At 67.1% G+C, this 25239-nt stretch carries 28 protein-coding genes; 5 read left to right on the top strand and 23 right to left on the bottom strand.

The genetic code is table 11. The features are described from left to right. The first annotated feature begins 76 nt into the window (after positions 1 to 76). On the top strand, positions 77 to 952 hold the full coding sequence (locus C5F46_RS01245) for a CHAD domain-containing protein (protein ID WP_107323548.1): 876 nt from the start codon (positions 77 to 79) through the stop codon (positions 950 to 952). Between the two features lie 4 nt (positions 953 to 956). Here the strand turns inward: C5F46_RS01245 and C5F46_RS01240 are convergent, their stop codons facing one another. Then, positions 957 to 2534 carry a lysine--tRNA ligase gene (locus C5F46_RS01240; RefSeq protein WP_107323547.1) on the bottom strand — a complete coding sequence of 526 codons (1578 nt, stop codon included), beginning with the start codon at positions 2532 to 2534 and terminating at the stop codon, positions 957 to 959. A 99-nt stretch (positions 2535 to 2633) separates the two neighbouring features. Between C5F46_RS01240 and C5F46_RS01235 the strand changes: the two genes are divergently transcribed. Beyond that, positions 2634 to 3065 (top strand): tellurite resistance TerB family protein, encoded by a 432-nt coding sequence (locus tag C5F46_RS01235; RefSeq protein ID WP_207186696.1) that lies wholly within the window; start codon positions 2634 to 2636, stop codon positions 3063 to 3065. A gap of 4 nt (positions 3066 to 3069) precedes the next feature. Here C5F46_RS01235 and dacB read toward each other — a convergent pair whose 3' ends face one another. From dacB to C5F46_RS01200, 7 genes are all read right to left on the bottom strand, one after another. Further along, on the bottom strand, positions 3070 to 4572 hold the full coding sequence (dacB, locus tag C5F46_RS01230) for a D-alanyl-D-alanine carboxypeptidase/D-alanyl-D-alanine endopeptidase (RefSeq protein WP_107323546.1): 1503 nt from the start codon (positions 4570 to 4572) through the stop codon (positions 3070 to 3072). A 50-nt stretch (positions 4573 to 4622) separates the two neighbouring features. Beyond that, positions 4623 to 5243 (bottom strand): nicotinate-nucleotide adenylyltransferase, encoded by a 621-nt coding sequence (locus C5F46_RS01225; RefSeq protein WP_107323545.1) that lies wholly within the window; start codon positions 5241 to 5243, stop codon positions 4623 to 4625. 27 nt (positions 5244 to 5270) lie between these two features. Then, a complete protein-coding gene (locus C5F46_RS01220; protein WP_235820043.1) occupies positions 5271 to 6398 on the bottom strand; it encodes a GGDEF domain-containing protein in 1128 nt (375 codons plus the stop codon). After that, on the bottom strand, positions 6395 to 7054 hold the full coding sequence (locus C5F46_RS01215; protein WP_107323543.1) for a heme NO-binding domain-containing protein: 660 nt from the start codon (positions 7052 to 7054) through the stop codon (positions 6395 to 6397). The genes C5F46_RS01220 and C5F46_RS01215 overlap by 4 nt, the downstream gene beginning before the upstream one ends. Positions 7055 to 7117: 63 nt before the next feature. Further along, positions 7118 to 8863, bottom strand: coding sequence for a DUF4153 domain-containing protein (locus tag C5F46_RS01210; RefSeq protein ID WP_133618331.1), 1746 nt, complete (start codon positions 8861 to 8863; stop codon positions 7118 to 7120). A 72-nt stretch (positions 8864 to 8935) separates the two neighbouring features. Continuing rightward, the gene (locus tag C5F46_RS01205; protein WP_107323541.1) at positions 8936 to 9649 is read right to left on the bottom strand and encodes an HAD family hydrolase; all 714 of its coding nucleotides are present in this window, start codon (positions 9647 to 9649) and stop codon (positions 8936 to 8938) included. 57 nt (positions 9650 to 9706) lie between these two features. Next, positions 9707 to 9991: a DUF3572 domain-containing protein gene (locus C5F46_RS01200; RefSeq protein ID WP_107323540.1), complete on the bottom strand. Its 285-nt coding sequence runs from the start codon at positions 9989 to 9991 to the stop codon at positions 9707 to 9709. 106 nt (positions 9992 to 10097) lie between these two features. Between C5F46_RS01200 and C5F46_RS01195 the strand changes: the two genes are divergently transcribed. After that, positions 10098 to 11492, top strand: coding sequence for a diguanylate cyclase domain-containing protein (locus tag C5F46_RS01195; RefSeq protein WP_107323539.1), 1395 nt, complete (start codon positions 10098 to 10100; stop codon positions 11490 to 11492). Positions 11493 to 11507: 15 nt separating this feature from the next. Here the strand turns inward: C5F46_RS01195 and C5F46_RS01190 are convergent, their stop codons facing one another. The 4 genes from C5F46_RS01190 to C5F46_RS01180 all read right to left on the bottom strand — a co-directional run bounded on the left by C5F46_RS01190 (position 11508) and on the right by C5F46_RS01180 (position 13658). Continuing rightward, positions 11508 to 12026 carry a periplasmic heavy metal sensor gene (locus C5F46_RS01190; RefSeq protein WP_168796793.1) on the bottom strand — a complete coding sequence of 173 codons (519 nt, stop codon included), beginning with the start codon at positions 12024 to 12026 and terminating at the stop codon, positions 11508 to 11510. 2 nt (positions 12027 to 12028) lie between these two features. Continuing rightward, entirely contained in the window at positions 12029 to 12424 is a 396-nt protein-coding gene (locus C5F46_RS16530; RefSeq protein ID WP_181317722.1) for a dihydroorotate dehydrogenase, read from the bottom strand. After that, a complete protein-coding gene (locus tag C5F46_RS01185) occupies positions 12411 to 12995 on the bottom strand; it encodes an RNA polymerase sigma factor (RefSeq protein WP_107323537.1) in 585 nt (194 codons plus the stop codon). Before C5F46_RS01185 ends, C5F46_RS16530 begins: the two co-directional genes overlap by 14 nt. A 78-nt stretch (positions 12996 to 13073) precedes the next feature. Beyond that, entirely contained in the window at positions 13074 to 13658 is a 585-nt protein-coding gene (locus C5F46_RS01180; protein ID WP_168796795.1) for an EF-hand domain-containing protein, read from the bottom strand. A gap of 169 nt (positions 13659 to 13827) precedes the next feature. On the opposite strand from C5F46_RS01180, the gene C5F46_RS01175 reads away from it, so the two are divergent. Then, a complete protein-coding gene (locus C5F46_RS01175; RefSeq protein ID WP_107323624.1) occupies positions 13828 to 14535 on the top strand; it encodes an NUDIX hydrolase in 708 nt (235 codons plus the stop codon). On the opposite strand, the gene C5F46_RS01170 is transcribed toward C5F46_RS01175, so the two are convergent. The 11 genes from C5F46_RS01170 to argC all read right to left on the bottom strand — a co-directional run bounded on the left by C5F46_RS01170 (position 14532) and on the right by argC (position 23415). Continuing rightward, positions 14532 to 15422, bottom strand: a complete 891-nt coding sequence (locus C5F46_RS01170; RefSeq protein ID WP_107323535.1) for a DMT family transporter — start codon at positions 15420 to 15422, stop codon at positions 14532 to 14534. The two genes, C5F46_RS01175 and C5F46_RS01170, sit on opposite strands and share 4 nt — an antisense overlap. 9 nt (positions 15423 to 15431) lie before the next feature. Continuing rightward, positions 15432 to 15941, bottom strand: coding sequence for a lipocalin/fatty acid-binding family protein (locus C5F46_RS01165; protein ID WP_107323534.1), 510 nt, complete (start codon positions 15939 to 15941; stop codon positions 15432 to 15434). Next, complete coding sequence (locus C5F46_RS01160) at positions 15929 to 16261, bottom strand: hypothetical protein (protein WP_107323533.1); 333 nt, start codon at positions 16259 to 16261, stop codon at positions 15929 to 15931. The genes C5F46_RS01165 and C5F46_RS01160 overlap by 13 nt, the downstream gene beginning before the upstream one ends. Positions 16262 to 16270: 9 nt before the next feature. Continuing rightward, positions 16271 to 17314 (bottom strand): aldo/keto reductase, encoded by a 1044-nt coding sequence (locus tag C5F46_RS01155; protein ID WP_107323532.1) that lies wholly within the window; start codon positions 17312 to 17314, stop codon positions 16271 to 16273. Positions 17315 to 17371: 57 nt separating this feature from the next. Further along, positions 17372 to 18148, bottom strand: coding sequence for an enoyl-CoA hydratase-related protein (locus tag C5F46_RS01150; protein WP_107323623.1), 777 nt, complete (start codon positions 18146 to 18148; stop codon positions 17372 to 17374). Between the two features lie 66 nt (positions 18149 to 18214). Next, a complete protein-coding gene (locus C5F46_RS01145; protein ID WP_107323531.1) occupies positions 18215 to 18670 on the bottom strand; it encodes a cytochrome c-type biogenesis protein in 456 nt (151 codons plus the stop codon). A 5-nt stretch (positions 18671 to 18675) separates the two neighbouring features. Further along, entirely contained in the window at positions 18676 to 20640 is a 1965-nt protein-coding gene (locus tag C5F46_RS01140) for a heme lyase CcmF/NrfE family subunit (RefSeq protein WP_107323530.1), read from the bottom strand. A gap of 113 nt (positions 20641 to 20753) precedes the next feature. Beyond that, positions 20754 to 21260: a holin family protein gene (locus tag C5F46_RS01135; protein ID WP_107323529.1), complete on the bottom strand. Its 507-nt coding sequence runs from the start codon at positions 21258 to 21260 to the stop codon at positions 20754 to 20756. Beyond that, on the bottom strand, positions 21251 to 21862 hold the full coding sequence (locus C5F46_RS01130) for a holin-associated N-acetylmuramidase (protein ID WP_107323528.1): 612 nt from the start codon (positions 21860 to 21862) through the stop codon (positions 21251 to 21253). The genes C5F46_RS01135 and C5F46_RS01130 overlap by 10 nt, the downstream gene beginning before the upstream one ends. A 71-nt stretch (positions 21863 to 21933) precedes the next feature. Beyond that, complete coding sequence (ccmE, locus tag C5F46_RS01125; RefSeq protein ID WP_107323527.1) at positions 21934 to 22377, bottom strand: cytochrome c maturation protein CcmE; 444 nt, start codon at positions 22375 to 22377, stop codon at positions 21934 to 21936. Positions 22378 to 22386: 9 nt separating this feature from the next. Next, positions 22387 to 23415, bottom strand: coding sequence for an N-acetyl-gamma-glutamyl-phosphate reductase (argC, locus tag C5F46_RS01120; protein ID WP_107323526.1), 1029 nt, complete (start codon positions 23413 to 23415; stop codon positions 22387 to 22389). A gap of 121 nt (positions 23416 to 23536) precedes the next feature. Between argC and C5F46_RS01115 the strand changes: the two genes are divergently transcribed. Next, positions 23537 to 25237 carry an FAD-dependent oxidoreductase gene (locus C5F46_RS01115; RefSeq protein ID WP_107323525.1) on the top strand — a complete coding sequence of 567 codons (1701 nt, stop codon included), beginning with the start codon at positions 23537 to 23539 and terminating at the stop codon, positions 25235 to 25237. Positions 25238 to 25239: the final 2 nt, after the last annotated feature.

The following is a 25239-nucleotide window of genomic DNA, read 5'->3' as shown; positions in this document are numbered from 1 at the left end:
GCGCTGCCCCTGCGACCGTTGCGGCGGTTCCACCGCGCGGCGCCCCTTGCTAGGCTTGCCCGACGGAGGGGCAACCATGGGCTATTGCTTTGACCTGAACGACGACACGATCACAAACGCCGTTCGCCGGATCGCGCTGGAAGAGATCGACACGGCACTGACCTGCGCCCGCGCCCGCGCCGCCGATGCCGCGGGCCAGACCCACGCGCTGCGCAAAAATGTCAAGAAACTGCGTGGGCTGATCCGGCTTTTGCGCCCCCGCCTGCACGGTTATGGGCTGGAAAATGCCGCCCTGCGCGATGCCGGGCGGATGCTGTCAGGCCAGCGCGACGCCGAGGTGATGCAGGCCACGCTGGCCGATCTGGCGCGCGACGATGACAGCCCCGCAGCCGAGGCCGCCCGCGCGCTGGCCGCCGAACTGGCCGCCCGCCCGCCCGAGGCCGACCGCACCAACGCCATGGCCTCTTTTCTTGCCGCGATGGAGGCCCTGCGCGACCGCGCCAGTCGTTGGTCCCCGAAGGGCAAGGGTTTTTCCACACTGGAACCGGGGCTGTTGCGCACCTTGGCCGCCGCGCAGGGCGCCGCCCGCGCCGCCGATGACCACCCCGATGCCGAGGCGATCCACCAATGGCGCAAGCGCGTCAAGGACCACTGGTATCACGCCCGCCTGTTGCGCCCGATCTGGCCCGAGGCAATGGCCCCCCATATCGAAGCCGCCGATGCCTTGGGCGAATTGCTGGGCCTGCATCACGATCTGGCCGTGCTGCGCGCGCATCTGGCCGACAGTCGGCTGCCACCCGACGCGCAGGCGGCGCTTGATGCGCTGGCCGCCCGCCGGCAGTCCGGGCTTGAACACGACGCGCGCCGTCTTGCCGCCCGGCTGTTCGCTGACACCCCCGAGGCACTGGTTGCCCGCTGGCGGCAGTGGTGGCAGGTCTGGCAAGCGGGCTAAGACCTCAGACCAGCCCGCCCGCCAGCGCCTTTTCGATCAGCGCCACGGTTTCATCCACCCCGTAAAGCGCGATGAACCCGCCAAACCGCGGCCCCTGGCTTGCCCCCAGCAGCACCTCGTAAAGCGCGGTAAACCAGTCGCGCAGCGGCTCGAACCCGTGATCGCGGCCGACGGCGAACACAAGGCTCTGCAACTCCTCGGCATCAAGCCCCCCCTGCCAGCCCTTCAGCCGCACCACCAGATCCTCAAGCGCCGCGCGCTCGGTCTCGGTCGGCAGGCGGAACACTCGCCCCGGCGCCACAAAGTCGCGGAAGTAGCGCACCGCAAATTCGGCGGCCTGATCCAGATCGGGGTGCGTCTCGGGGCTGGCCTCGGGTGCATAGCGTTTGATGAAACCCCATAGCCCGGTCTTGTCGCTCGCCCCCGCCACCGAGGCAAGGTTCAGCAACATCGCAAAGCTGACCACCATCTTCGATTCCGGCGGGTTACCGCCGTGGATGTGCCAGACCGGGTTGTTCACCTGCTCGGCCATGCTCTGGGTCGGATAGGCCTTCAGCTGCTGGTGGTATTCGTCCACCGCCTTCGGAATCACGTCGAAATACATCCGCTTGGCGGTTTTCGGCTTGAGATACATGAAATAGCTCAGGCTCTCGGTCGCCGCATAGGTCAGCCATTCGTCGATCGACAGGCCGTTGCCCTTCGATTTCGAAATCTTCTCGCCGTTCTGGTCAAGGAACAACTCATAGGTGAAATGTTCCGGCGCACGGCCCCCCAGCACGTTGCAGATCCCGTCATAGATCGGGGTGTTCGTGCTGTGATCCTTGCCATACATCTCGAAATCGACATCCAGCGCCGCCCAGCGCGCGCCGAAGTCGGGCTTCCACTGCAACTTCACATTGCCGCCGGTGACCGCAACCGTCACCTCTTCGCCGTCCTCGTCGGTATAGGTGATGGTGCCCGCCTTCGCATCGACATGGCTGACCGGCACATACAGAACCTTGCCCGTCTTGGGGCTGATCGGCAAAAAGCACGAATAGGTCTGCTGCCGCTCTTCGCGCAGCGACGCCAGCATGATCTTCATGATGTCGTCGTATTTCTCGGCCGCCTTCAGCAAGATCGCATCCAGCTTGCCCGCCTTGTAATATTCGGTCGCACTGGCGAATTCGTATTCAAAGCCGAAAGTATCCAGAAACCGCCGCAGCATGGCGTTGTTGTGATGCCCAAAGCTTTCGTATTGCTCGAACGGGTCGGGCACCGCGGTCAGCGGCTTTTGCATGTGCTGGCGCAACATGTCCTGATTGGGCACGTTTTCGGGCACCTTGCGCATCCCGTCCATGTCGTCGGAAAAGCACAGCAGTTTCGTGGGAATATCGCTGATGATCTCAAAGGCGCGGCGCACCATCGTGGTGCGCGCCACCTCGCCGAACGTGCCGATATGCGGCAACCCCGACGGCCCATAGCCGGTCTCGAAGAGCACATAGCCCTTCTTTGGCGGCGCCTTTTCATAACGCTTCAGCACGCGGCGCGCTTCCTCGAAAGGCCAGGCTTTGGAGTTCATCGCACCGTCGCGCAAAGTCGTCATGTCATACCTCATGCGGGGCACCCCATGCGCCCATCGCGTTCCCCCTATTGTGCGGGGGGCCGAAGGTCAATAATTTGCACCTGGAATGCCCTTTTCAGGATGGATACCGTGACCGAAGCCCTGCCCTCGCTTTCCCCGCAAGATGCGCTTGTCGCCGTCATGGTCGCGGTCTCCGTTTCGGATGAAAATATCCGTACCGCGGAACTTGTCGCGATCGAACGCATGGTCAACCACATGCCGATCTTCGCCAGCTACGACATCGACCGCATTCCGGTGGTGGCGCAAACCGTCTACGCCCTGCTCGAAGAGGAAGAGGGGCTTGATGCCCTGTTCGGCCTTGTGCGCGACGCGCTGCCCGAAAAGCTCTTTGAAACCGCCTATGCGCTGGCCTGCGATGTGGCCGCAGCCGATGGCAAGCTGGGCGAGATCGAGTTGCGGATGCTGGAAGAAGTCCGCCACGAACTGGAGGTGGACCGCCTGAACGCCGCCGCGATCGAACGCGGCGCACGCGCGCGCCACATGACGCTGTAACGCCTCAGCGCCCGTAAACCGCCGCCCAGCGCTCGATCAGTTGCTGCTGCAACCGCTTGGATCGTTTTACCCAGGCATCAGCCCCCTCGGGCGCCTCGCTCGGCCCCACCGCTGCGCGCCGGGCCACATCGCCGGTAAAGATTGTAAAGACCAGATCGGTTCCGTCGGGCGTGGTCATATAGCCCGCCAGCGTCGAAACAAAATTCAGTGTGCCGGTCTTGGCCTCCACCCGGATCGGATGGCCCTTGATCTCGCGGCCTTTTGTATCGCGCAACGGGATGTCGCGCAGGATCGGTCGCAGGTTCAGCGCGGGCCCCAGCCGCACGAATGCCGCCACCATCTCGGCTGCCGAAATCCGCGTCTCTACCCCCAAGCCGGAATGATCCACGAACCGCGCCCCCCCGGCGCCCGCGCGGACACGCAGCCACTCGGTCATCGCCCGCCCCGAGGCCGCAATTCCTCCCCCCCCGCCGCGCGCCTGGGTCGTGGCCATGCCCACGGCCTCGGCGGTCACATTCGTCGAATACCGCAGCATGTCGCGCAGCACCTCGCGCAGATCGGCGCTGTCATGACTGACAACCGCCGTGCCACCCGGCAACCGATCCACCGGGGTCGGGTTAGGCAAGGGCACGCCCTGCGCGCGCGCCAGCGTCTGGAACACATCGCCCGCATACAGATCAGGGCGGCGCACCGGCAGCCAGCGGCTGCCGCCCTTGCCCAGCGCGGTGCGCGCCACCGTCCATTCCTCGCGCCCGCCGCTCTCGGCATAGGTGAACAGCGGCACACTGCGGTCGGCCAGCGCCACGCGGGCCGAATAGACCTTGGGCACAACGCGTTCAGACCGGGCATCCATGCTCAGCGCATAGCCACCCTGCCCGCGGCGCCATTCAAAATGCACCCGGTTGAAATTCAGGTTCAGCCCGCTGACCGCCGGGTTATACCCCACATGCACCGGCTGCCCCTCGGCAATGTCGCGCTGAAACGGCAGCGCACCCGCCCAGACCAGAAATCGCCCCGTGACGCCGCGCACGCCCCGCGCCGCCAGCGCTGCCGCCATCTGCGCCAGATCGTCGGTGGACAACGTCGGATCGCCGCCCCCCGCCAGCACCAGATCGCCCTGCACTATCCCCCCCGCCACCGGCCCGGTCGCAATCAGCCGCGTCACGAACCGGAACGTCGGGCCCAGATGCTCCAGCGCATAAAGTGCCGTGACCGCCTTGGCGGTCGAGGCGGGCGGCATCGCGCGATCTGCGCCACGGGTTTCCAGAATCAGACCAGTCCGGGCATCGGCCACGGCAAAGGTCACATCGCCCCCCAGCCGTGCCGCTGCGATCAGATCCTCGACCGCCACCGCCGCCACCCGTGCCGACGCCGGGGCTGCCGCAGCGCCAGATGTCACCGCAGGGCGCGGGGCGGGGCGGGGCGAAACGGCTGGCGCCTGGGCCAGCCCGGTCTCGGCCAACCCCGCCAGAAGACCGCCCAGCAGAACGCGGCGCGACAGTTGCATGGTTGACCCCCGTTTTCCCACCACACTAAAGCGCAGGTCACCCCGCGCGATCAAGCCTTGCTGCGCAAAGGCCCCCGCCGCTGCACCCGTGCCCGGATCGCCGAGGACGACAGATTGACCATCGGCACATCGACAAAACACCATGCGGGCGGCGTCATGCCCGGCAGCAGTTGCGCCGCCTCGCCCGGAAGGCGGGCACCGGCATAGGTCTGCGCCACCTTCGAACGCCGCGCCGGCATCCGCGCGCCCGGCCGCGCCAGCACCCCCACCGGCACCATCGCCAGAATCTGGCGCCAGTTATCCCAGCGGTGGAACTGCACCAGATTGTCGGCCCCCATCAGCCAGACAAAGCGCACACCGGGGTAGAGTGCCTTCAGCCGCGCCAGTGTTTGCGCGGTATAGCGTGTGCCCAGCCGCGCCTCGATCGCCGTCACCACGACCTTCGGATGCTGCATGATCGCGCGCGCCGCAGCCACACGCCGAGCAATCGGCGCGGGCGAATTGGGCTTCAACGGGTTGCCGGGGCTGACCAGCCACCACACCCGGTCCAGCCCGAACCGGCGCAAGGCCTCTTCAGTGATATGCACATGGCCCGAATGGGCCGGGTCGAACGACCCGCCCAGAAGGCCGATGGCCATACCCGGCGCTGCAATGGGAAACCCCTGTCTCATGGCCCCTGCCTAGCGCAACGCCCCGGCCTAGTCGAGCCAGTCTGCCCCGTCGTCAGGTGGACCCGTCGGCGGTGGCGGCGCAACCGTGCAACACCCCCTGCCCCGGCGCTTCGAGGCATAAAGCGCCACATCCGCAGCGGCCAGCATCTGGGCCGGGTCGGCGCCTGGGTGGCTTGCGGACAGGACAATCCCGATACTCGCCGATATCCGGCAGGGCCGCCCCTCATGCAGGCACGGCTCTTCGATCCGCGCGATGATCCGCGCGCCCAGCGCCATCAACCCTGCGGGGTCATGGGCGCCGCGCAGCAGCAGCACGAATTCATCGCCCCCGACCCGCGCCACCAGATCGGCCCGCCGCGTTTCCTCGCGCAGGATCGCGGCGACCCGGCCCAGCATGAAATCGCCTGCCGGGTGGCCCAGCAAATCGTTCACTGCCTTGAAGTGGTCCAGATCCAGATGCGCCAGCGCAAACGGCGCCCCCCCGCGCGCCGCCACCGCTGCCGCGCGCGCAAGATCCTGATCCAACGCGCGGCGATTGGCGAGCCCGGTCAACGGGTCGCTCATCGCCTGTGCCTCGGCGGTGCGGCGGGCGTCTTGCAGCCGGGCGTTGAGCGCGTGCAATTCGCCCATCACAAGAGCCTTGGCCTCTTGCAGATACAAAAACTCCATCGCCAGATCGGTCACGGCGAAATCGGAGGTCGTCAGACCATGGTCGCGCACAGCATCAGCAAGCCCGATCCCGAAGGTCAGGTTCAGTATCAGCCCGTCCGCGCCCGCAACCCGCGCAGGAACCGCCACCCCCCGCAGCGTCGTGGCGGGCGCACGCCGCAGCCGCAGATAGACCCGCGCCCCGAGCAGCCCCGCCAGATCGACCTCGGCCCCGGCGTTGCGACCGGCCACGGCCTTGGCCCGGTCATCTGCGGGCCTCGCCTCGGACGCTGACGTGGCCTCTGGCAGACGCGGGCGCAAGACCTCGAACTGCGCGCCCAGCCTCTGCCCCGGCAGGCTGTCGGCACACAGCTTTTCCAGCGCCGGCCCCGCGCCACGGATGATCCCGGTGCGGTCCAGCCACAGCGCCATCGGCATCAACCGCCCCAACGCCTCGGCATCAACCGCCAGAACACTGCCCTCCCATACCCCTGCGCAGCACATCATGCGCCTGTCGTCATCGCTGCCAGATCAAATCTCCGCCCACTGGCAAAGCGCGCTTCCAGCAACTCGACCGTCACCCATTCCTGCGCCGCCGCCTGCGGGCCCAGCCGCACCGGCGCGGGCTGCCCCGGTCCGGTCTGGCCCGCTCCCGTCGTCTCATGATCGACCGGGGGGGCAACATGCTCGATCAGCGCCAGCGCGCCATAATCATCGGCCATCGCCCGCAGCATCCCGGCAAAGACCGCGCCCCAACCGGGCTGTGCAGCAGTCACCGTCAGGGTAAATCGCCCCGCCGCCCCGCTTTCAAGCCCAAGCTCCGGCAGGTCCAGATCCGGCAGCGCCATCAGGCCACGGCCCTGCAAATCCTCCAGCGACAGCAGGAATTCCGTATAATCCACCCCGCCAAAGCGCATCAGCCGACGCAGCGGCTCCCGCGTGACCAGATAGGCGCCCAGATCCTCCAGCAGCGCGGCGCGGGGTTTGCCCAGCCGCAGGGTCGCCGCCTGTATCAGGTCGCAGGTCAGCGCATCGTCATAGCGCAACATTGCCTCGAACCCCTCGACAGGCGCCCCGGCCTTGGCCGCCACGGCAGCCCACAGATCGGCGCCGTAGGTGTCGCCGAGGAAACACTGGATCGACCGGTTCACAAGACCATGCATGGGGCACACCTCCCTTCCCGAAGGAAGGCTAGAGCCGCCAGGTTAACAAAGCCCCAATCCCTCTCAGGGATACAGAAAAATCCGCCGATCACCAAACTGCAGCGCCGAAAGGCCCAACGGCACCAGCGCCACCCCCTCCTGCCGGATCAGGTCAATGGCGCGGCCCGCTTCGGGGCCTTCGCCATCGCTGCGCGAATCAGGGGTGGTCCAGCCCGCCCCCTCGCGCGCAAATACCAGCGTCACCACCCCGCGCGTACGGCCACCGGAGGACAGCACAATCACCGCCTCGTCGCCGTCGCGCTGCGGCACCAGATCGGCCAGCAGCAGAAGGCAGCCGGGGTTGCCCGCAGGCGTGGTCCGGGCGCAAGCCTCCAGCACCATCTGGCCCTCCGGCGCGCTCAGGCTTTCCAACAGACCCTCGGGGGCGCTGCGCCCCTCGGGCCAGACCGGCAGGGCAGCGGCCAGCCCAACGGCCCGTGCCGCCCCGATCGGAGTGCGGCCCGGATCATCGAATTCCCAGCGTTGCGGGGCCCGGTCCATCGCCGCAAAACGCCGCGCCAGCGCCTCTTGCCCCGGCAGGGCAGCGACATCGCGCAGCTCCGCCAGCACGGCAAGGCCGGGGCGGCCCCAATCATGGGCCAGTTCCCACAAAGGCATCTGTTCGGGCATCGCGCGATCCTCGGCATAACGCGCCTGCTGGCTTTGCGCCGCAATCGCCTGCGCGTTCAGCAGCGGCGTCTGCCACAGCGCGGCCAGCACGATCAGCCCCAGAGCCAACCCGATATTCGCACGGCGGATATGCCCCATCCAGCGCGCCCCGCGCAGCACCGCCAGCGCATAGGCCAGACCATAACCAAGGCTCACCCCTGCACCACAGGCCGCCGCCACCCGCCCCGGCGTCCAGCCATACTGAACCACCCGCAGCGCCACCGCCCAGACGGCGAGCCCCGCCAGCACCGGCACCGTCAGCGCCAGCGCCCGCACCATGGTCTGCATCAGGCGTCCCTGCACCGCCTCGGCCTCGCTCTGATCGACCGCAATCGCGATCAACCCGACCGCGACCGCCGCCATCGCCATGAACATTGCGCCCGGCGACAGGTTGCCAAACAGCCCCGAGAGGCCGCGCAAAGGCAGCGCCGCCAGAAACACCAGCACCACAACCAGAACAACCGGCAATAAAAGCCGCAACAGCCGCAGCATCAGATAGGGCGATACCAGATCGCTCAACTCGCCCACCACCGCCAGCCCCAGCCCCAGCGCGGCGCCGCTGATCAACCAGATGGCCAGCGGCTCTTCCAGCAGGTTGGCCAGCGCCTCGATGCCGACAAGGCGCAACAACGCGCCCGACAGTATCAGCACCGCCCAGACCACCCCCACAAACAACGCGGCAGCGGCATAGCGCACGACAATGTTCCACGAATGCAGAAACAGCGCCGGGTAATCGGCCCAGGCACCGCGCCCGCCGCGCGCCACCGCCATCAGGAAAGGCACGGGCAGCGAGGCCAGCACCAGCCCGGCCAGCACGCCATGCCCAGCCGCCACAAAATCCTGCGGGTCATCAAACCGAAGTGATCCCAGCACCACCAGCGCCGCGGTCACACCCGCCACCCCGGCACCGGCGGCAATCGCCCGGCGCGGCGCTACATCGGTCAGCATCGCCAGCACCACGCCAAAGAATGCAGCCCCCAGCGTCGCGAGCCCCAGAACGGTCCGCGCCGCGGCGATCTCGGCCAGTATTTCGGCCAAAACCCAGCCCGCAAGCCCAGCCAGCGCGCCCAGCGCCACATGCAAAGCCCGGTTCCGTAGCATCGCCGCCTCCTGCGTCTGCACCGCAGGGTCAGGCTATCCAGAGCCGGGCAAAAACACCAGCCATCGCGCGGCTCAGGCCGTCTGGGCCGCCAGCCAGCGGGGCAGCGCACCAATGTCGGGCAGCACCGCCTCGGCATGGGGGGCAAGGTCATCAGCCCCGGCAAGGCCGGTCAATACCCCCAAACAGCGCATCCCGGCGGCGCGCCCGGCCTCCAGATCGTGGCGGCTGTCGCCCACCATCACCACCGTTTCGGGCACAAGCCCGGTGGCCTCGGCAAAGGCCAACAATTGCCCCGGTGCAGGCTTGGCGCCAAATCCGCTGTCAAATCCGGCTATGAAATCAAATAGATCCTCGACCTCCGAGGCGGTCAGATGCACCCGCGCCGGGGCCTCGGAATCATTGGTGGCCACGCCAAGTTTCAATCCATCCGCCCGCAGCCCGGCCAGCAGCGGGCGCAGCGGCACCGCCTCGGTCTGCGGCGCCAGCGCGGCGCGCACATTCATCCGATCGACCAGCGCGGCCATATCCCAGGCCGGCAGATGCGGCAGCAACCGCCCCGCGATGATCTCGACAGTGCCTGCAATCACCGGGCTTTCGGGGGCAAACCGCCCCCCCGCCCCGGCCTCGCCCAGCTCATAGCCGATCGCGGCGCCCAGAGCGCGGGCATGACGCTCGTCCTGCTCGGCCAGCTCCATCAACAGGCCACGCGACCAGGCGCACCAGGTGGCCTGAAAATCATACAACGTCCCGTCCTTGTCAAAGATCAGCCCCGCCACCGCTGCCATGTCGCACTCCTGCTACTGTGCCCTACAGATCGTTCTACGGGGCGGATTTGCAAGGGCTCAGCCCCAGGGCGTGCCCTCGGCCCCACCCAGCGCCATCCGCGCCGCCAGCGGTTGATCGGGCGCACAGCCCACAGCCTCGGCAAAGGCCAGCACCCAGTCATCGCGCATCAGAAGATGATCCAGAACGGCCACCTGAAAGGCCCGGTCAGTCGCCCGCGCGCGCAGATCACCAACCCCGGCGCCGGTCGCCCCAAGAAACCCACCCATAATCTCGGGGTCTTCGGCCATCCAGCCCAAAACCCGCAAAGCCAGCAGTTCTGCCCCATCGCGTGAGATCGCCATCGTTCACCTTTTCGAAACAATTGCCGCCAGAAAGACTTTGTTAACCATTATCCACAAATGATTACTTCAGCGAGCACAGGGTATCAGTAAAGGGAGCGTTCCAACCATGCCAGGCAAAATCCTGATCGTGGACGGCGTCGCAACCAACCGCATCGTGCTGAAGGTCAAGCTGGCCGCCGCGCGCTATGATACCTGTCAAGCCGCCACCGGCGCTGCCGCGCTGACACTGGCCCAGACCGACCGCCCCGACCTGATCCTGCTGGACCTCGACCTGCCCGATGGTAACGGCCCTGATCTGTGCCGCCACCTCAAGGCCGATCCGGCCACCCGGGCCATCCCGCTGGTGGCCGTCGCGCAGACGCCCGCCGAACGGATTGCGGCCCTGCGCGCAGGGGCCGAGGAGGTGATGGCCAAACCGCTGGATGAAATGCTGCTTTTGGCGCGCCTGCGCAGCCTGCTGCGCGCCCGCGAAACCGAAGAGGAACTGCGCCTGCGCGAGGCGACCTGCCGCGATCTGGGCTTTGCCGAACCCGCCGCCGCGTTCCGTGTGCCCGTGCGGGTAACACTGGTCAGCCCCACGCGCGAGGCTTCGCTGGGCTGGAAACAGGCCTTGACACCGCATCTGCCGGGGGTCGAGCTGACATTGGCCAGCCGCGACGAGGCCTTGACCCAGTCGGAGGAAAGGGCACCGCCCGATGCCATCCTGATCGCAGTCGATCCCCACCACCCCGGTGATGGGCTGCGGCTTTTGTCTGAACTGCGCTCGCGCCCAGCCACACGCCATGCAGTGATCTGCATGGCGCTGCCCGATGCGCCGCGCGAAACGGCGGCCATCGCGCTGGATCTGGGCGCCAACGACCTGCTGCCCGCCGCCCTGGCCAAGCCCGAAGCCGCCGAAGAGGCCGCGCTGCGCCTGCGCCAGCATCTGGCGCGCAAACGGATCGCCGACCGCCAAAGATCCAGCGTGGCCGATGGGCTGCGCCTTGCCGTCACCGATCCGCTGACCGGGCTGTTCAACCGGCGCTACGCGCTGCCTCATCTGGCCCGCGTCACCGCCCATGCGGGCCAGACCGGGCGGCCCTTTGCGGTTCTGGCGCTGGATCTGGACCGTTTCAAGGCGGTCAATGACAGTTGGGGCCATGCCGCAGGCGATGCCGTGCTGACCGAAACCGCCCGCCGCCTGCGCACCCACCTGCGCGAGACCGATCTGGCCGCCCGCATTGGCGGCGAAGAATTTCTGATCGTTCTGCCCGACACCACACCCGAAGCCGCACGCGCGCTTGCCAACCGTCTTTGCGCCGCGATCAGGCAACAGCCGGTCACGCTGCCCGATGGCGCGGGTGAAATCCGGGTGACCATGTCGATCGGCGTGGCAATCGGACTGGGTCTGCCCGATCAAAGCGCCGAGGCGCTGCTGGATCAGGCAGACCGCGCGCTGCTGGCCTCCAAGGCCGGGGGACGCAATCAGGTCAGGCTTGCCGCAAGGGCCAGCGCCGCCTGACCCGCCACGGCCCGGTCAGCGTTCAGGCGCGGTGTCACGACGATGCGCGCGGTCTCGGTCGCCGCGGCGCAGGCCCTGTTCCAGCCGGGCGGCAAAGGCGCGCCGCTCGTCGGGGGTCATCGCTGCAACACGTTCCAGGATCATGCGCTGGCCCCACTCCATCCGTTCCAGCGTGCGGGTGCGGTTGGCAGCCATCACCGCCTCCAGATCGGCGCGGTCCCACGGCTCGGCGCGCAACGCCGCGATCATACGGGCATGATCAGCGCGCGCGGCCCGCCGCATCTCCCGAAACTCGGGAACCTGCGCCATTGCGGCCCGGCGCATCGTGGCGCGGTCAGCCTCGGACAGCGCCTCGGTGAAAACGCCAAGGCTGATATCGCCCCCACCCGGCCGCGGCAACCGCCCACCATGCGCGACCAGCCCGCCCACGACAACGCCCAGAACCAGCAGATTGAGCGTCAGCGACATGATCAGCAGCCACCGGCCAGACCCTTTGGCAGCCTTCGGAGCTGGCGTCTGCGGGGTTTCGGTCATGCTCATTCCTCCATATCCATCGCCAATGCCAGCACATCGTCTTCGGGCAGCAGGCTGATGCTGGCAAGCGTGTCCGAGGCGCCCTGCGCAAAAAGCCCCCCCGCCGCATCGGCCAGCGGCTCGGCCCCGGAAAAGCCGATCCAGACCCCGGTCACCGCCGCGGTCGCCAGCCCGCCCATCGCGCGCCATCCGCCCACGGCAGACATGATCCCCGCCCATATCCCCGCCCCAACCGGGGCTGCGGGCAGCGGCGGCGCAGCCCGTTGCGCCATCTGCGCCTCGGCATCGGCCAGAACCCGCGCCAGAAGATCCGCCGAAGGCTCGGGTGCGGCCTGCCGGGCTGCGGCAAGAAAGCCGTCAAGAAAGTCGTCGCTGCTGTGCCGCTCAGCCATGGCCATACCCCAACTCCTCACGCCGCCCTGCCAGCATGGCCGTCAGCGCCCGTTTGCCACGCGCCGTCAGGCTTTCCACCGCCTCGACGCCAATCTCCATCACCTGTGCAATCTCAGGGTTCGTCAGCCCCTCCAGATGGCGCAGAATAACCGCCTGCCGTTGCCGCTCGGGCAGCGCGTCCAGTGCCGCCTGCAAGGCCGTAGCCCGGTCAGCCGCAATCATCCCCTCAACAGCCGAGGGTCGCCCGTCCTCCGGCTCGGCCACCTCATCAAGGGCAAGCCCACGGCGGCGCCGCAGCCGGTCGGTACAAAGATTGGCCGCAACCCGGTACAACCAGGTCGAAACCTGCGCCTCGCCCTGCCGCCACTCGGGCGCCACGCGCCACAGCCGCAGCATCGCCTCTTGCGCAACATCCTCTGCCTCGGCTGCGTCGCCCAACATACGCGCAGCCACCCGCAAGACCCGCGGCACCAGCCGCAACGTCAAGAAACGCGCCGCGTCCCGGTCTCCATTTGCATAGAGAACCAAGAGCGCCTCGTCCGAGACTTCGCCTGTTGCGTCAAATGCCATGTCCATACTGCTCTTGGCCTAACGCGAATCCCGTTCTGGGGCAAACCCGGACCGGGGCGCACCCCGGTCCGGTCCTGTCTCGGCTCAGTTGGCCGGCGGCTGCATCATGCCGCGGCGCGGGGCATCGCCAAAGCCGCCCCAACCGTCGTCATCGCAATCGCCCCAGCCGTCACCGCGCCGGTCATCGCGGCGACCATCGCGCCCCTCGCCCCGGCCATCACGCATCTTGCCGCGCATCTGGGCCAGTTCGTCCTTGTCCACGGCGCCGTCATTGTTGGCGTCCAGCCGGTCGAACATCTTCAACTGCATCGGCCGGGCCGCCAGTTCGGCCGCCGACAGCATCCCGTCGCCATCGGTATCCAGACGCTCGATCCGATTCTTGGCGCGCATCTCGGCACGGGCCTGCGCATTCTGCATGTCTTGCGCGACCAGTTCGGCGGCGCTGATCTTGCCGTCCTTGTCAGCGTCCAGCGCCGTGGTTTCGGCGGCACGGGCGGCCTTGATCTCGTCTTGCGTAATCTTGCCGTCCTTGTTGGCATCGAACTGGTCAAAGGCCTGCATCATCGGCATATTGCCGGGTGCCGGGGCCTGTTGCGCCAGCACGGGCAAGGCAAAGGCAGCGGTGGTAGCGGCCAGAATTGCCGCGGTGATCATCCTCGTGGCTTTCATCATCGTCTCCTTGATGCTCCCGACGGCTTTCCCGTCGTCCATGCATATCAAACGCAGAGGGCGGCGGTTTCCGTCGCCGTCAGGGCACCCTCACGCAAGCGTGACGATCGGGTCTTTCCGCCGCATGCATCACCGCGATAAGCTTGCGCAGCCCAGCCCGGAGCCCGCCATGACCGACACCCCCGACAAGACCGCCATCCGCGATGCTGCCACCGTTCTGCTGGTCCGCCGCGATGCGCCGGGGGGCGCAGTTCTGATGGGGCAACGCGGGGCGGGGGCGGCGTTCATGCCCTCGAAATACGTCTTTCCCGGCGGCGCGGTCGATCCGGGCGATGCTGCGGTGCCGCTGGCCACGCCGCCCGGCCCGCGATGCGCCGCCCGGCTGGCCCAAGACCTGCGCGACGGCGCGCCTGCCGCGCTGCCACATGCGCTTGCAGCCGCCGCCCTGCGCGAGTTGTGGGAGGAAACCGGCCTGTTTCTGGGCGCCCCCGGCCACTGGCCCGGCGCGGTGCCCGCCGACTGGCAGAGCTTTTCCGATACCGGGCACCTGCCTTCGGCCGCGGGGCTGACCTTTGTGTTCCGCGCCATCACCCCGCCGGGCCGCCCACGCCGATTCGATGCGCGCTTCTTTCTGGCCGATGCCGCCGATCTGGCCTGTGACCCCGACGATTTCTCGCGCGCCTGCGACGAGCTTTCGCATCTGCACTGGGTGCCGCTGACCGAGGCGCGGCGGCTGAACCTGCCCTTCATCACCGAGGTGGTTCTGGCCGAGGTGGCGGCACTTCTGGCCGATGCGGGCACCCGGATCGCGCCGCCCGAGGCGGTGCCCTTCTTCGACAACTCTGGCCCCCGTGCGCAGTTCCGCCGCCTGATCTAGCCGCCAACCAGCACGATCAGGATCAGGCTTGCCACCACCAGTGCGATGCCAACCCCCTCGCGCGCCGTCAGCCGTTCCTTGAACACCAGCGCCGAAACGATCAGTGTGAAGACAATTTCCACCTGCCCGACCGCACGCACATAGGCCGCGTTCTGCAAGGCAAAGGCCGTGAACCAGCCGGCCGAGCCCAGAACCCCCGTTACCCCCACCCAGACGGTGCGCCGCCAGGCGACCAACACGCGGCCCAACTCGCCCGGCTCACGCAGCCGCAGCCACAGCGCCATGCCAACCGTCTGCGCCGCGGAAACGATCGCCAGCGTCACGATTGCGCGGGACAGGGCATCCAGCGGCAACAGTTCCAGCGTGGCACCGCGGTAGCCGATGGCCGACAACCCGAACAGCCCGCCCGCCAGCACCCCGTAAACCGACGCGCGGCCAAACATGCCCGCCCCCCCCGGCCCGCGCGACAGCAGCACCACGCCCACAAAGCCCGTGGCAATCGCAATCCAGCCGGCCATGCTGACCACCTCGCCCAGCAGCAGGGCCGAAAACACCGCGACCTGAACCGTTTCAGTCTTGGTGAAAGCCACCCCCACAGCAAAATTTCGCAATGAAAATAGCGCCACCGTCAGAAAGGTCGCGGCCACCTGCCCGGCCCCACCCAACAGGGCAAAGACCCAGAACCGTGGTGTCAACACCGGCACCTCGATGCCGGTGGTCCGCAGCAGGGCCGCCGCGGCCACCGCGGCCAAAGGGGCCGCAAACAGAAATCGGGAAAAGGTCGCCCCGCCGGTCGACAGACCCACGCCCTTCAGCCGCTTTTGCAGCATGAAGCGCAGCGTCTGCATGGCCGCGGCGGCCAGCGTGACCAGAACCCAGAGGCTCATGCCTGCCCCCTACGGCGCCAGTTGCGCCAGATCATAGCCGTTGAACGCCAGCACCTCGCGCGCCGCGGCGATCAGATCGGCACGCGCCGCACCCTCGCGCACAAGGATCATCGCCCATGTCCCCGAGGGCGTGCCCAGCGCGGCGATGCGATAGCCCTCATCCACCCACAGCACCCAGACCGGATCGCGGCCAAAGCCCGCCTCGGGCGTGATCCGCCCGCCCGGCCCGGTCACAATGGCCCGCCCGCCCAGCGCCGCAGGCGCGGGGCCGGTGCAGTCGATGCCCGACAGGGCATAGCCGCCCCCCGCCACCGCGGCCCAATCCTGCACCGCCCCGGTGCAGCCTGGCGTGTGGCTGGCCGCAACCCGCCAGCGCCCGGCAAACCGCGCCGGGTCAAACAGCACCGCCGAAGAAATGCGTGTGTCGGCATCGCGGCGCGGGGTCGCGTCCGGCGCCGGGGCACAAGCGGCCAGCACGGCGACAAGTGCCCAGATCGGGGCACGGCTTATTGCACGCATTCGGTCACCCGCAGCCCGGCATTCGTCAGCACCTCATTGCAGCCCGACAGCGGCGCGATGGGCGAACAGCTGCCTGATCGTGCCAGACAGGCGCCTTCGCAATCTGACTCGCGCGTGCAGGCCTTGCCGCCGTCGCGGGTCTGGCGCTGGCAGAATTGCAGCGCTCCGCCCGACATGCTGCGCCAGGTGCCGCCCCGCGCCTCGCAGGCGGTGCGCTCGGCGGCAATGCGGGCCTCGCCCACGGGTTCCAACCTTTCTGCCCCACCCTCGCGGCACCCCGCCAGCGCGACCAGAACGATGATGACAGCGGCTGCGCGCATCCTCACCTCCTAGAACGGCAGCGCATGGGCGCGCCAGGCGGCGGCAATTTCGCGCTGCACCGGCTCGGGCAGGGTCAGGCCCGCCGCATCCAGCGCGCGGTCAAGCTGCGCCACGCTGGTCGCCCCCACGATCGGCACCACCGGGAACGGGCGCCCCAGCACAAAGGCAATCGCCATCGTCACCGGGTCCAGCCCTGCCGTCGCCGCGATCTGCCGATAAGCCGCGACAGCGGGCCAGACCCGCGGCGTGATCCGCCCGCCCAGATCGGGGTTGATCGACCGGCGCGAGCCTTGGGGTGTCACCTCGGGCGTGTATTTTCCCGACAACAGCCCCGCCGCCAGCGGCGAATAGGCCAGCAGCGTGACATCCTCCATCACGCCCAGTTCGGCCAGATCGGTGTCATACATCCGGCACAGCAACGAATATTCGTTCTGCACCGAAATCGCCCGCGGCCCCAGCCCGGCCTCGGCCAGCCGCAGCCATTCGGCCATGCCCCAGGCGGTTTCATTCGACAGGGCGAAATGGCCGATCTTGCCCTCCGCCACCAGCGCGGCGATGGCTTCAAGGCAGGCACCCATGTCGGCGCGCACCGCCGCCCGATCCCGCCCGCCGGCGTCATAGCGCCAGTGCTGACGAAAGTGATAGCTGCCCCGGTTGGGCCAGTGCAGTTGATAGATGTCGATATGGTCTGTGCGCAACCGCCGGAGCGAGCCTTCGACCGCTGCGCGGATCGCCGCGGGCGTGATCGGCGCCCCGTCGCGCGCAGCCTTGCTGCCGACCCCGGTGATCTTGGTGGCGATCACCACATCGCCCCGCCGCCCGCTGCGCGCCAACCACGACCCGATGATTTCCTCGGTGCGGCCCGCGGTTTCGGCAGCCACCGGGTTGACCGGATACATCTCGGCGGTGTCGATGAAGGTCACGCCCCGATCCAGCGCCCGGTCGATCTGGGCATGGCCCTCGGCCTCGGTGTTCTGGGTGCCCCAAGTCATCGACCCCAGACAGATTTCGCTGACCTCGGGGCCGTTCCGCCCCAGCCTGACCTTGCGCATTCCCGCCTCCGTTTTGCGGCGCAAGGTGCCACAGCGCGCGGCGAGGGGAAAGGCCGCTTAGCGCCCGGCAAAGACGGCGGCACGCTTTTCCAGAAAGGATGCAACGCCTTCGCGGAAATCGTCGCTGGCGCCGCAGCCCCCCTGAAGCTGCGCCTCAAGCGTCAGTTGCGCGGGCAGGTCATTGGCCCAGGTGGCCCGCAGCGCAGCCTTGATCGCGCCATAGGCCCGCGTCGGCCCATCCGCCAGATGCGCCGCCCGCGCGCGCCAATGCGCCTCGAATGCCTCATCGGGCACGGCTTCCCAGATCATGCCCCATTGGGCGGCCTGTCGCGCGGGGATGCGGTCGGCAAACAGCATCGCTCCCATCGCCCGCGCTGCCCCCACCTGCCGCGGCAACCAGAAGGTGCCGCCCGCATCGGGCATCAGCCCGATCCGGGTGAAGGCCTGAATGAAGGCCGCGCCGTCGGCCCCGATCACCACATCAGCCGCCAGTGCAAGGTTCGCCCCCGCACCCGCCGCCACGCCATTCACCGCCGCAATCGTCGGCACCGGGCAGTTTGTGATCGCTTCCAGCATCGGCTCGTATTCATCACGCAGCACGCGTTCCAGATCGAGCGTCGCTGCGGTGACACCATCGCCCAGATCCTGCCCCGAACAAAACGCCCGACCCGCGCCGGTCAGCACCACCACCCGCGCCTCGGCGCTCGCCCGACGTAGCGCCGTGGTGATTTCGACGCGCATCGCGGTGTTCAGCGCGTTCATCACCTCGGGCCGGTTCAGCGTGATCACCGCCACGCCCCCGGCCAGTTCATAGCGGATCGTTTCAAATTCCATCGGCGCCTCCCTGCCCATCAACCCCAGACTAGCGGCTGACGCGGGCCGGAAAACCGGAACGGCGCGTCACTCGCGCAGGATTTCGGCCAGGCGGGCACGTTCATCATCGCTCAGCGCAGGCTCGGTTGGGCCATCGGTCGGCCTGCGTGACCGGATGAACACCGCCGCCCCGCCCAAAGCCACCAGCAAAACCCCCGGCCCCACCAGCCACAGGATCAGGTTTGCCCCCGACCTGTCCGGCTCGAACAGCACATATTCGCCATAGCGGCCCACGACATAATCCAGCACCTCGCCGTCACTGTCGCCCGCCAGCAACCGGTCGCGCACCAAAAGCCGCAGATCGCGAGAAATCGAGGCGTTCGATTCATCAATATTCTCGCCCTGACAGACCGGGCAGCGCAGCACCTTGGCCAGTTCCCGCGCCCGCGATTCCAACACCGGATCGGGCAGCACCTCATCGGGCTGAACCGCCAGCACAGGCGAGGCCAGAAGCACCACAGCCAGGATCAGACGTTTCAGCATCGCATCTACTCCGCCGGGGTTGCGGCAAGGGGGGCGGCGCTGCGGCGCGCGCCCGCGGCAACCCGGTAGCGCCGGTCGGACAAGCTCAACAGCCCGCCCAGAGCCATCATCATGCACCCCGCCCAGATCCAGTTGGCGAAGGGCTTGATATAGGTGCGCACCGCCCAGCCGCCGCCATCCTGCGCGTCGCCGATCACCAGATAGACATCGCGGGTAAAGCGGTAGTCGATCGCGGCCTCGGTGGTGGGCATCGCCTGCACCGGATAGACTCGCTTTTCAGGGTGCAGCACCGCAGTAACCACGCCGCCTTCACGAAGGGTCATGGTGGCCGTGGTTGAAAGGTAGTTCGGGCCCTCGATCTGCTCGACCTTGTCGAGCGTGATTTCATAGCCGCGCACGGTGAAAGGCTCGCCCACCTGCGCCACGCGTATATCTTCCATATCCCAGGCTGTCAGCAGGGCGATGCCGATGAACGTGACCCCCAGCCCGGCATGAGCGGTCGCCTTGCCCCAGTCGGCCCGCGGCAGGCGCAACAGACGCGCGGGCCGGTGGGCGGCGCGCAGCCACAGTTCCGCCAGCGCCCCGAAGACCAGCCAACTGCCCAGCCCCGCCCCCACCAGCGCCACCGCCGACCGGTCCGTGCCGACCGCCCAGACCAGCGCCACAACCGCCAGCGCCAGAACCAGCGCGCCCCACAGCGGCTGCGATGCCTTGATGATCGAGCCGCGCTTCCACGGCATCACCGCCCCGATCGGCAGGATGATCGCCAGCGCGATCATGAAGGGCGTAAAGGCCTTTTCAAAGAACGGCGCCCCGACCGACAACTTGCGATCCCAGAACATCTCGGCCACCAGCGGCCAGATGGTGCCGACAAACACCACAAGCGCCGCGACAGCCAGCAGCACGTTGTTCATCACCAGCGCGCTTTCACGGCTGACCATCGAGAACACGCCTTTTGCCTGCATGGCGCCGGCGCGCGCGGCATAAAGCGTCAGCGCGCCGCCCACAAACACGCCCAGAATGGCAAGGATATACACCCCCCGCTCCGGGTCCGAGGCAAAGGAGTGGACCGAGGTAATGACCCCCGACCGCACGATGAACGTGCCGATCAACGAAAACCCGAACGCCATGATCGCCAGCAAGATCGTCCAGCTTTTCAGCGCCTCGCGCTTTTCGACCACAATGGCCGAATGCAGCAGCGCCGCAGCCAGCAGCCAAGGCATGAAGCTGGCGTTTTCGACCGGGTCCCAGAACCAGAAGCCGCCCCAGCCCAGTTCGTAATAGGCCCACCACGACCCCAGCGCGATGCCGATGGTCAGGAAAACCCAGGCTGCCAGCGTCCAGGGCCGCACCCAGCGCGCCCAGGCGGCATCGACCCGACCCTCGATCAGCGCCGCCACGGCAAAGGAAAAGGCCATCGAAAGGCCCACATAGCCCAGATAAAGAAACGGCGGATGAAAGGCCAGACCGGGGTCTTGCAGCAGCGGATTCAGATCCTGACCGTTGAAAGGCGGCTGCGCCAGTCGGGTGAACGGGTTCGAGGTGAACAGGATAAAGCCCAGAAACGACGCCCCGATCATCGCCTGAACCGACAGTACACGCGCCCGCAGGCTGGGTGGCAGCGCCCCCCCGAACCAGGCCGCCGCCGCGCCGAACAGCGCCAGGATCAGTACCCACAACAGCATCGAGCCCTCGTGGTTGCCCCAGACGCCCGAAATCTTGTAAAGCAGCGGCTTGTCGGTGTGCGAATTGGCCCAAACCAGTTGCAACGAGAAATCCGACGTTACAAAGGCATAGGTCAGCGCCCCGAACGAGGCCGCGATCAGCAGGAATTGCGCCGAGGCCGCAGGCTCGCCCACCGCCATCCAGCCCGCCCATCCGCGCGCCGCCCCGATCAGCGGCACAAGGGCCTGAATCAGCGCCACCCCAAAGGCCAGGATCAGGGCGAAATGGCCAAGTTCTGCGATCATCGTCTTCCTCCGCTTGCGCAGTGGATCATAGGGGCACGGACCGGCGGCGCCAATGGCTGATCCGCGCCGGTCGCGGGCTTGTCATCAGGTCGGAAAAGGGGCGATCCCCCCCTTCAGCCGCCTCTCACGCTCCCCTGCCCGGCGCGCCATTCGCTCAGCGCCGCGTTTTCCTCGACCGGCGCGGCAGGGCCTGCGACCGGGCCGGCCGGCTGCGCCAGAACGGGGCGGGTGCGAAAGTAATGTGCCTCGCGCGCGCCGAAATAAAAACTGACAACCGCCCCCAGCAGCCACCAAAGCGGCTCTGGCACATAGCCCAGGCCCACCATCCGTTCGGCAAAGCTGACCGGATCGACCATCGCATGGGCAAACAGTCCCAGCGTCCCCAGCGCCAACATCGGCCGCGGCAGCCGGTTCAGCCCGTTCACCAACCGGTCGAACCAGCCGGGGGCGGCATATTGAAACTCGGCCCCGTGTTCATCCAGCGCCGCGCGGTAGGCGTCATGCGCGGCCTCCATCTTCTTGGTGGCATTGGGCACGAACACCTCGGCCACATTCACCGCCGCACTGCCGATTGCCGAGGTTGCGGCAGAATTGCCCAGCACGCGTGAAATCAGGCCCATGTCGCCACCCGTGCGTGGTGCGCGTCCTCGCTCAGGTGAAAGCGCGGGGCGATGAATTCCTCGGCTCGGGTGATCCAGCCGCCCTTGCCTCCATCGCGGCGGCGGGCGTATTTGCGGCTGGCGGGGCGGGCATCGGCAAGCGCGTAATAGTAATTGCGCCGCGCGATGCCGTAGGCATCGGCCAGATGATCGGGCGCCGCCGCCTGCGCGGCATGCGCGGCCCGGATCGTAAGCGGCCCCAGCACCCCGTCCACGGTCAGATCGTGGCCCATCTCGATCAGAAGGCGTTGCAGCACTCGCACCGCATTGGCACCAGAATTGACATACATGTCAAAGACCGACGCCTGAACCGACGCGGGCAATTCCGCGATCCGCGGGGTTTCGTAATAGTTGCGGATAAAGATTTCGGTGACCTTGTCGCGGGTCAGCGCGCGCACATCGGCCTCGGTCACACGACCATCGCCGGTCAGATCAATTCCCAGCCGGCGCATCGTGCCGATGGTCACACCATACTTCGTAGCCCCGCCCGGATCGTCGGGGTCGTTCACAAAGCCCCCCTCGCGGGCGACGATCTCCCGGGCAATTTCCTGAACGCTTTTCATGGCGGCCTCCCCTTCGCTGAAAGGGGAAAGTCCGCCAGATCAGGTTAATTCGCGGCCAAGCGGGCGAACGGTCAGGTATTAGGGTCTTGATAGAGCCCCTGCTCCTTGAGCGAATCAATCACCTCCTTGGGCATGTAGCTTTCGTCGTGTTTGGCCAGAATCTCGCTGGCGACGAACACCCCGGCCTGCATCTGGCCGGTGCCGATCATGCCCTGATTTTCACCGAACAGATCGGGCAGAACGCCAGAAAACTTGACCGGGATCGTGGCACCGCCATCGGTTACGTTGAAGGTGATAACCTCGCTTTGCCCGCGCACCAGGCTGCCCGCCTCGACCAGCCCGCCGATGCGGAAGGTTTCGCCCTCGGCCGGCGGCTCGGCCACGATCTGGCTGGGCGCGCGGAAGAAGTTGATCCCGTCACGCATCGCATAGCCGATCATCGCGGTTGACAGCCCCAAGGCTACCGCCGCGACCAACAGCACCTGAATGCGGCGCTTTTTCTTTAGACTTTTCATATTCCCTCCTTACGGGAACACCGGGGCCAGCATCAGTCCCGCAGTTTCGTCATTGCCCAGCATAAGGTTGGCATTCTGGATCGCCTGCCCCGAAGACCCCTTGGCAAGGTTGTCCATCGCCACCATCACCACCGCCCGGCCCGGCAGACGGTCACCGATTACGCCCACATGCACGTAATTGGACCCTGCTATCGAACGTGTCGAGGGCAGCGCGCCAAAAGGCAGCACCTCAAGGAACGGCTCGGGCGCATAGGCGGCGGCCAGCGTGGCATGAATTTCCGCCGCATCGCCACGGACATAAACAGTCACAAGGATGCCGCGGTTGAAGGGCATCAGGTGGGGTGTAAACTGCACACGCACTGAACGACCAGCCAAAAGACTGAATTCCTGATCGAATTCGCCAAGGTGACGATGCGTGCCCCCGGCCGAATAAGGATGTGTGCCGCCCGACAGTTCGGCGTGCAGCAGGTTTTCCTTCAGGCTGCGGCCCGCGCCCGAAACGCCTGCCTTGAGGTCGATCACGATCTCGTCAAGGTCGATCACCCCGGCCGAAATCAGCGGTCGCAGCGCATATTGCCCGGCTGCCGCGTTGCAGCCCGTGCCCGCCACCAGACGGGCTGCGCGAATCTGCTCGCGGTAAAACTCGGTCAGGCCATAGACCGCCTCTTTCTGCAAGTCGGGCGCCGAATGCGGCTTGCCATACCATTTCTGGTAATCGGCCGGATCACGCAGCCGGAAATCGGCCGACAGGTCCACAACCTTCAGATCGCGCGGCAGATCGGCGATCACCGCCTGACTGGTGGCGTGGGGCAGCGCACAGAACGCCAGATCGACGCCCGCAAAGTCGATATCCTCGATCCTGACCAGATCGGGCAGGCCCAGATGGCGCAAATGCGGAAACACATCGCCCATGCTCATCCCCGCCTTGCGGTCGCCCGACAGCGCCACGGCGCGCAGGCTGGGATGGGTGGCGATCAGCCGGACAAGTTCCGCCCCGGTATAGCCGGAGGCCCCGAGAATGGCGATGGTCTGGGTCATGGCAGGCTCCCTCCTGGGTTGCGGATGGGATGCCGGAGGACAGGGCGCGGCGCAAGAGCTTTGTGGCAGGCGCGGCCAGGGTTCGCGCAGCCCTGCGCATGGCGCGGCGCGGCAATGACCAATGCGCATCTGGCGCCCTGCGCCGAAGCGGTTATGCTGCATAGCAGCAATCGGGAGAATCGTCTTGGCGACACGGATCGTTATTCTGGGCGGCGGCTTTGGCGGCATGTATGCGGCGCGCGCGCTTCAGCGCCGGCTGGGCACCGTGGCCCGGATCGAGTTGATCAACGCCGAAAACTACTTTGTCTTCCAGCCGCTGCTGCCCGAGGTCGGCGCAGGCTCGATCACGCCGGCCAATGCCGTCTCGCCCTTGCGCTTTCTGCTGCGCGATGTGTTCGTGCGAAAGGCGGTGGTGGACAGCGTCGATTTCGACAAGCGCATTGTCACCGTCTTTCAGGGTGTCCAGCGCCGCCCGACCGAGGTGCCCTATGACCATCTGGTCATAGGGCTTGGCCAGACCGTCGATCTGTCGCGGATGCCGGGTCTGGAAGATCACGCGTTGAAGATGAAGACGCTGGAGGATGCCCGGCGTCTGCGCGCCCATGTGATCGAACAACTGGAACATGCCCAGATCACCCAACTGCCCGAGGTCAAGCGCAGCGCGCTGACCTTCTGCGTGGTTGGGGGCGGCTTTTCCGGCATTGAAACCGTGGGCGAGATGAAGGAACTGATCGACCGCTCGCTGAAATTCTACCCCGACATCGACCCCGCCGAGGTGCGTGTCATGGTGGTGGAATATGCCAACCGCATTCTTGCCGAAATGCCCGAGCGGCTGGCCCGTTATGCCACCGACACACTGGCCCGCCACGGGATCGCGCTGAAACTGGGCACCGGCGTCGCCAGTGCGACGGGCACCCATCTGGTCACCACCACGGGCGAGGTGATCGACACCCGCACCATCGTGGCCACGATCGGCAACGCCCCCTCGCCGGTGGTGCAGCGGATGGCGCTACCCTTTGATCGCGGCCGCATCGCGGTGGACCGGACGCTGGGCGTCAAGAACCGACCCGGCGTTTGGGCTCTGGGGGATTGCGCGCTGATCCCGATCAAGGACGGCGCAACCGGGCCACGCGACTTTGCCCCCCCTACCGCGCAATTCGCGGTGCGCGAGGCCAAGCTGCTCGCCGAAAACATCGCGGCCGCCATCGAAGGCAAGACACCGCGCCCGTTCAGCTACAAATCCCGCGGCGCGCTGGCCTCGCTGGGTGCGCGGCGCGGCGTGGCCGAGGTCATGGGGCTGCAACTGACCGGGTTTCCGGCGTGGCTGCTGTGGCGGTTCTACTATCTCGCCTTCCTGCCCGGTATCACGACGCGGATTCAGGTTCTGCTCAACTGGTTCATGGACGGGCTTTCCCCGCGCAGCGTGGTGCAGTTGCGCGCCCATTCGCCCTCAGCCGCGCGCTATGTCCACTACCGCGCGGGCGATCAGATTTATGAACTCGGCAACCGTTCGGACGGGTTCTACACCGTGATCAGCGGCGCGGTCGAGATGACCACGACCGATCCCGCCACCGGCGCGCTGCGGCTGCGCCGCATCGGCCCCGGCGACCATTTCGGCGAACGGCTGATACTGGGCGCGACCCGGCGTCAGACCAGCGTGCGCGCAATCGAAGATACAAAGGTCTTGGTGATGGACCGCGACGAATTCATGAAACTGGCCGAGGGCTTTTCGGCCTTCCGTGACTATTTCGGGCCCTACATGGCGCGCCACGGCATGAAATGGCCGCCCGACAGCACCACCGAAACACGGCCAGAGCAATAATC

Origin of the sequence: Phaeovulum veldkampii DSM 11550 (assembly GCF_003034995.1) — a bacterium.
GTDB classification, from domain to species: Bacteria; Pseudomonadota; Alphaproteobacteria; order Rhodobacterales; family Rhodobacteraceae; genus Phaeovulum; species Phaeovulum veldkampii.
Note: the sequence above shows the minus strand (reverse complement) of the source record. Positions and strands in the feature narration are given on the sequence as shown.

Excerpts from the sequence above, each read along its gene's own strand:
- C5F46_RS01185 (WP_107323537.1), bottom strand. The coding sequence starts at position 12,995 with ATGGACATGGCATTTGACGCAACAGGCGAAGTCTCGGACGAGGCGCTC.
- C5F46_RS01140 (WP_107323530.1), bottom strand. The coding sequence starts at position 20,640 with ATGATCGCAGAACTTGGCCATTTCGCCCTGATCCTGGCCTTTGGGGTG.
- C5F46_RS01240 (WP_107323547.1), bottom strand. The coding sequence starts at position 2,534 with ATGACGACTTTGCGCGACGGTGCGATGAACTCCAAAGCCTGGCCTTTC.
- C5F46_RS01130 (WP_107323528.1), bottom strand. The coding sequence starts at position 21,862 with ATGAAAAGCGTTCAGGAAATTGCCCGGGAGATCGTCGCCCGCGAGGGG.
- C5F46_RS01200 (WP_107323540.1), bottom strand. The coding sequence starts at position 9,991 with ATGGCGATCTCACGCGATGGGGCAGAACTGCTGGCTTTGCGGGTTTTG.
- argC (WP_107323526.1), bottom strand. The coding sequence starts at position 23,415 with ATGACCCAGACCATCGCCATTCTCGGGGCCTCCGGCTATACCGGGGCG.
- C5F46_RS01225 (WP_107323545.1), bottom strand. The coding sequence starts at position 5,243 with ATGAGACAGGGGTTTCCCATTGCAGCGCCGGGTATGGCCATCGGCCTT.
- C5F46_RS01220 (WP_235820043.1), bottom strand. The coding sequence starts at position 6,398 with ATGATGTGCTGCGCAGGGGTATGGGAGGGCAGTGTTCTGGCGGTTGAT.
- C5F46_RS01190 (WP_168796793.1), bottom strand. The coding sequence starts at position 12,026 with ATGACCGAAACCCCGCAGACGCCAGCTCCGAAGGCTGCCAAAGGGTCT.
- C5F46_RS01205 (WP_107323541.1), bottom strand. The coding sequence starts at position 9,649 with ATGGCAGCGGTGGCGGGGCTGATCTTTGACAAGGACGGGACGTTGTAT.
- dacB (WP_107323546.1), bottom strand. The coding sequence starts at position 4,572 with ATGCAACTGTCGCGCCGCGTTCTGCTGGGCGGTCTTCTGGCGGGGTTG.
- C5F46_RS01245 (WP_107323548.1), top strand. The coding sequence starts at position 77 with ATGGGCTATTGCTTTGACCTGAACGACGACACGATCACAAACGCCGTT.
- C5F46_RS01115 (WP_107323525.1), top strand. The coding sequence starts at position 23,537 with ATGCGCATCTGGCGCCCTGCGCCGAAGCGGTTATGCTGCATAGCAGCA.
- C5F46_RS01155 (WP_107323532.1), bottom strand. The coding sequence starts at position 17,314 with ATGCGCAAGGTCAGGCTGGGGCGGAACGGCCCCGAGGTCAGCGAAATC.
- ccmE (WP_107323527.1), bottom strand. The coding sequence starts at position 22,377 with ATGAAAAGTCTAAAGAAAAAGCGCCGCATTCAGGTGCTGTTGGTCGCG.
- C5F46_RS01170 (WP_107323535.1), bottom strand. The coding sequence starts at position 15,422 with ATGAGCCTCTGGGTTCTGGTCACGCTGGCCGCCGCGGCCATGCAGACG.
- C5F46_RS01215 (WP_107323543.1), bottom strand. The coding sequence starts at position 7,054 with ATGCATGGTCTTGTGAACCGGTCGATCCAGTGTTTCCTCGGCGACACC.
- C5F46_RS01195 (WP_107323539.1), top strand. The coding sequence starts at position 10,098 with ATGCCAGGCAAAATCCTGATCGTGGACGGCGTCGCAACCAACCGCATC.
- C5F46_RS01145 (WP_107323531.1), bottom strand. The coding sequence starts at position 18,670 with ATGCTGAAACGTCTGATCCTGGCTGTGGTGCTTCTGGCCTCGCCTGTG.
- C5F46_RS01165 (WP_107323534.1), bottom strand. The coding sequence starts at position 15,941 with ATGCGTGCAATAAGCCGTGCCCCGATCTGGGCACTTGTCGCCGTGCTG.
- C5F46_RS01160 (WP_107323533.1), bottom strand. The coding sequence starts at position 16,261 with ATGCGCGCAGCCGCTGTCATCATCGTTCTGGTCGCGCTGGCGGGGTGC.
- C5F46_RS16530 (WP_181317722.1), bottom strand. The coding sequence starts at position 12,424 with ATGGCCATGGCTGAGCGGCACAGCAGCGACGACTTTCTTGACGGCTTT.
- C5F46_RS01135 (WP_107323529.1), bottom strand. The coding sequence starts at position 21,260 with ATGGGCCTGATTTCACGCGTGCTGGGCAATTCTGCCGCAACCTCGGCA.
- C5F46_RS01210 (WP_133618331.1), bottom strand. The coding sequence starts at position 8,863 with ATGCTACGGAACCGGGCTTTGCATGTGGCGCTGGGCGCGCTGGCTGGG.
- C5F46_RS01150 (WP_107323623.1), bottom strand. The coding sequence starts at position 18,148 with ATGGAATTTGAAACGATCCGCTATGAACTGGCCGGGGGCGTGGCGGTG.
- C5F46_RS01180 (WP_168796795.1), bottom strand. The coding sequence starts at position 13,658 with ATGAAAGCCACGAGGATGATCACCGCGGCAATTCTGGCCGCTACCACC.
- C5F46_RS01235 (WP_207186696.1), top strand. The coding sequence starts at position 2,634 with ATGGATACCGTGACCGAAGCCCTGCCCTCGCTTTCCCCGCAAGATGCG.
- C5F46_RS01175 (WP_107323624.1), top strand. The coding sequence starts at position 13,828 with ATGACCGACACCCCCGACAAGACCGCCATCCGCGATGCTGCCACCGTT.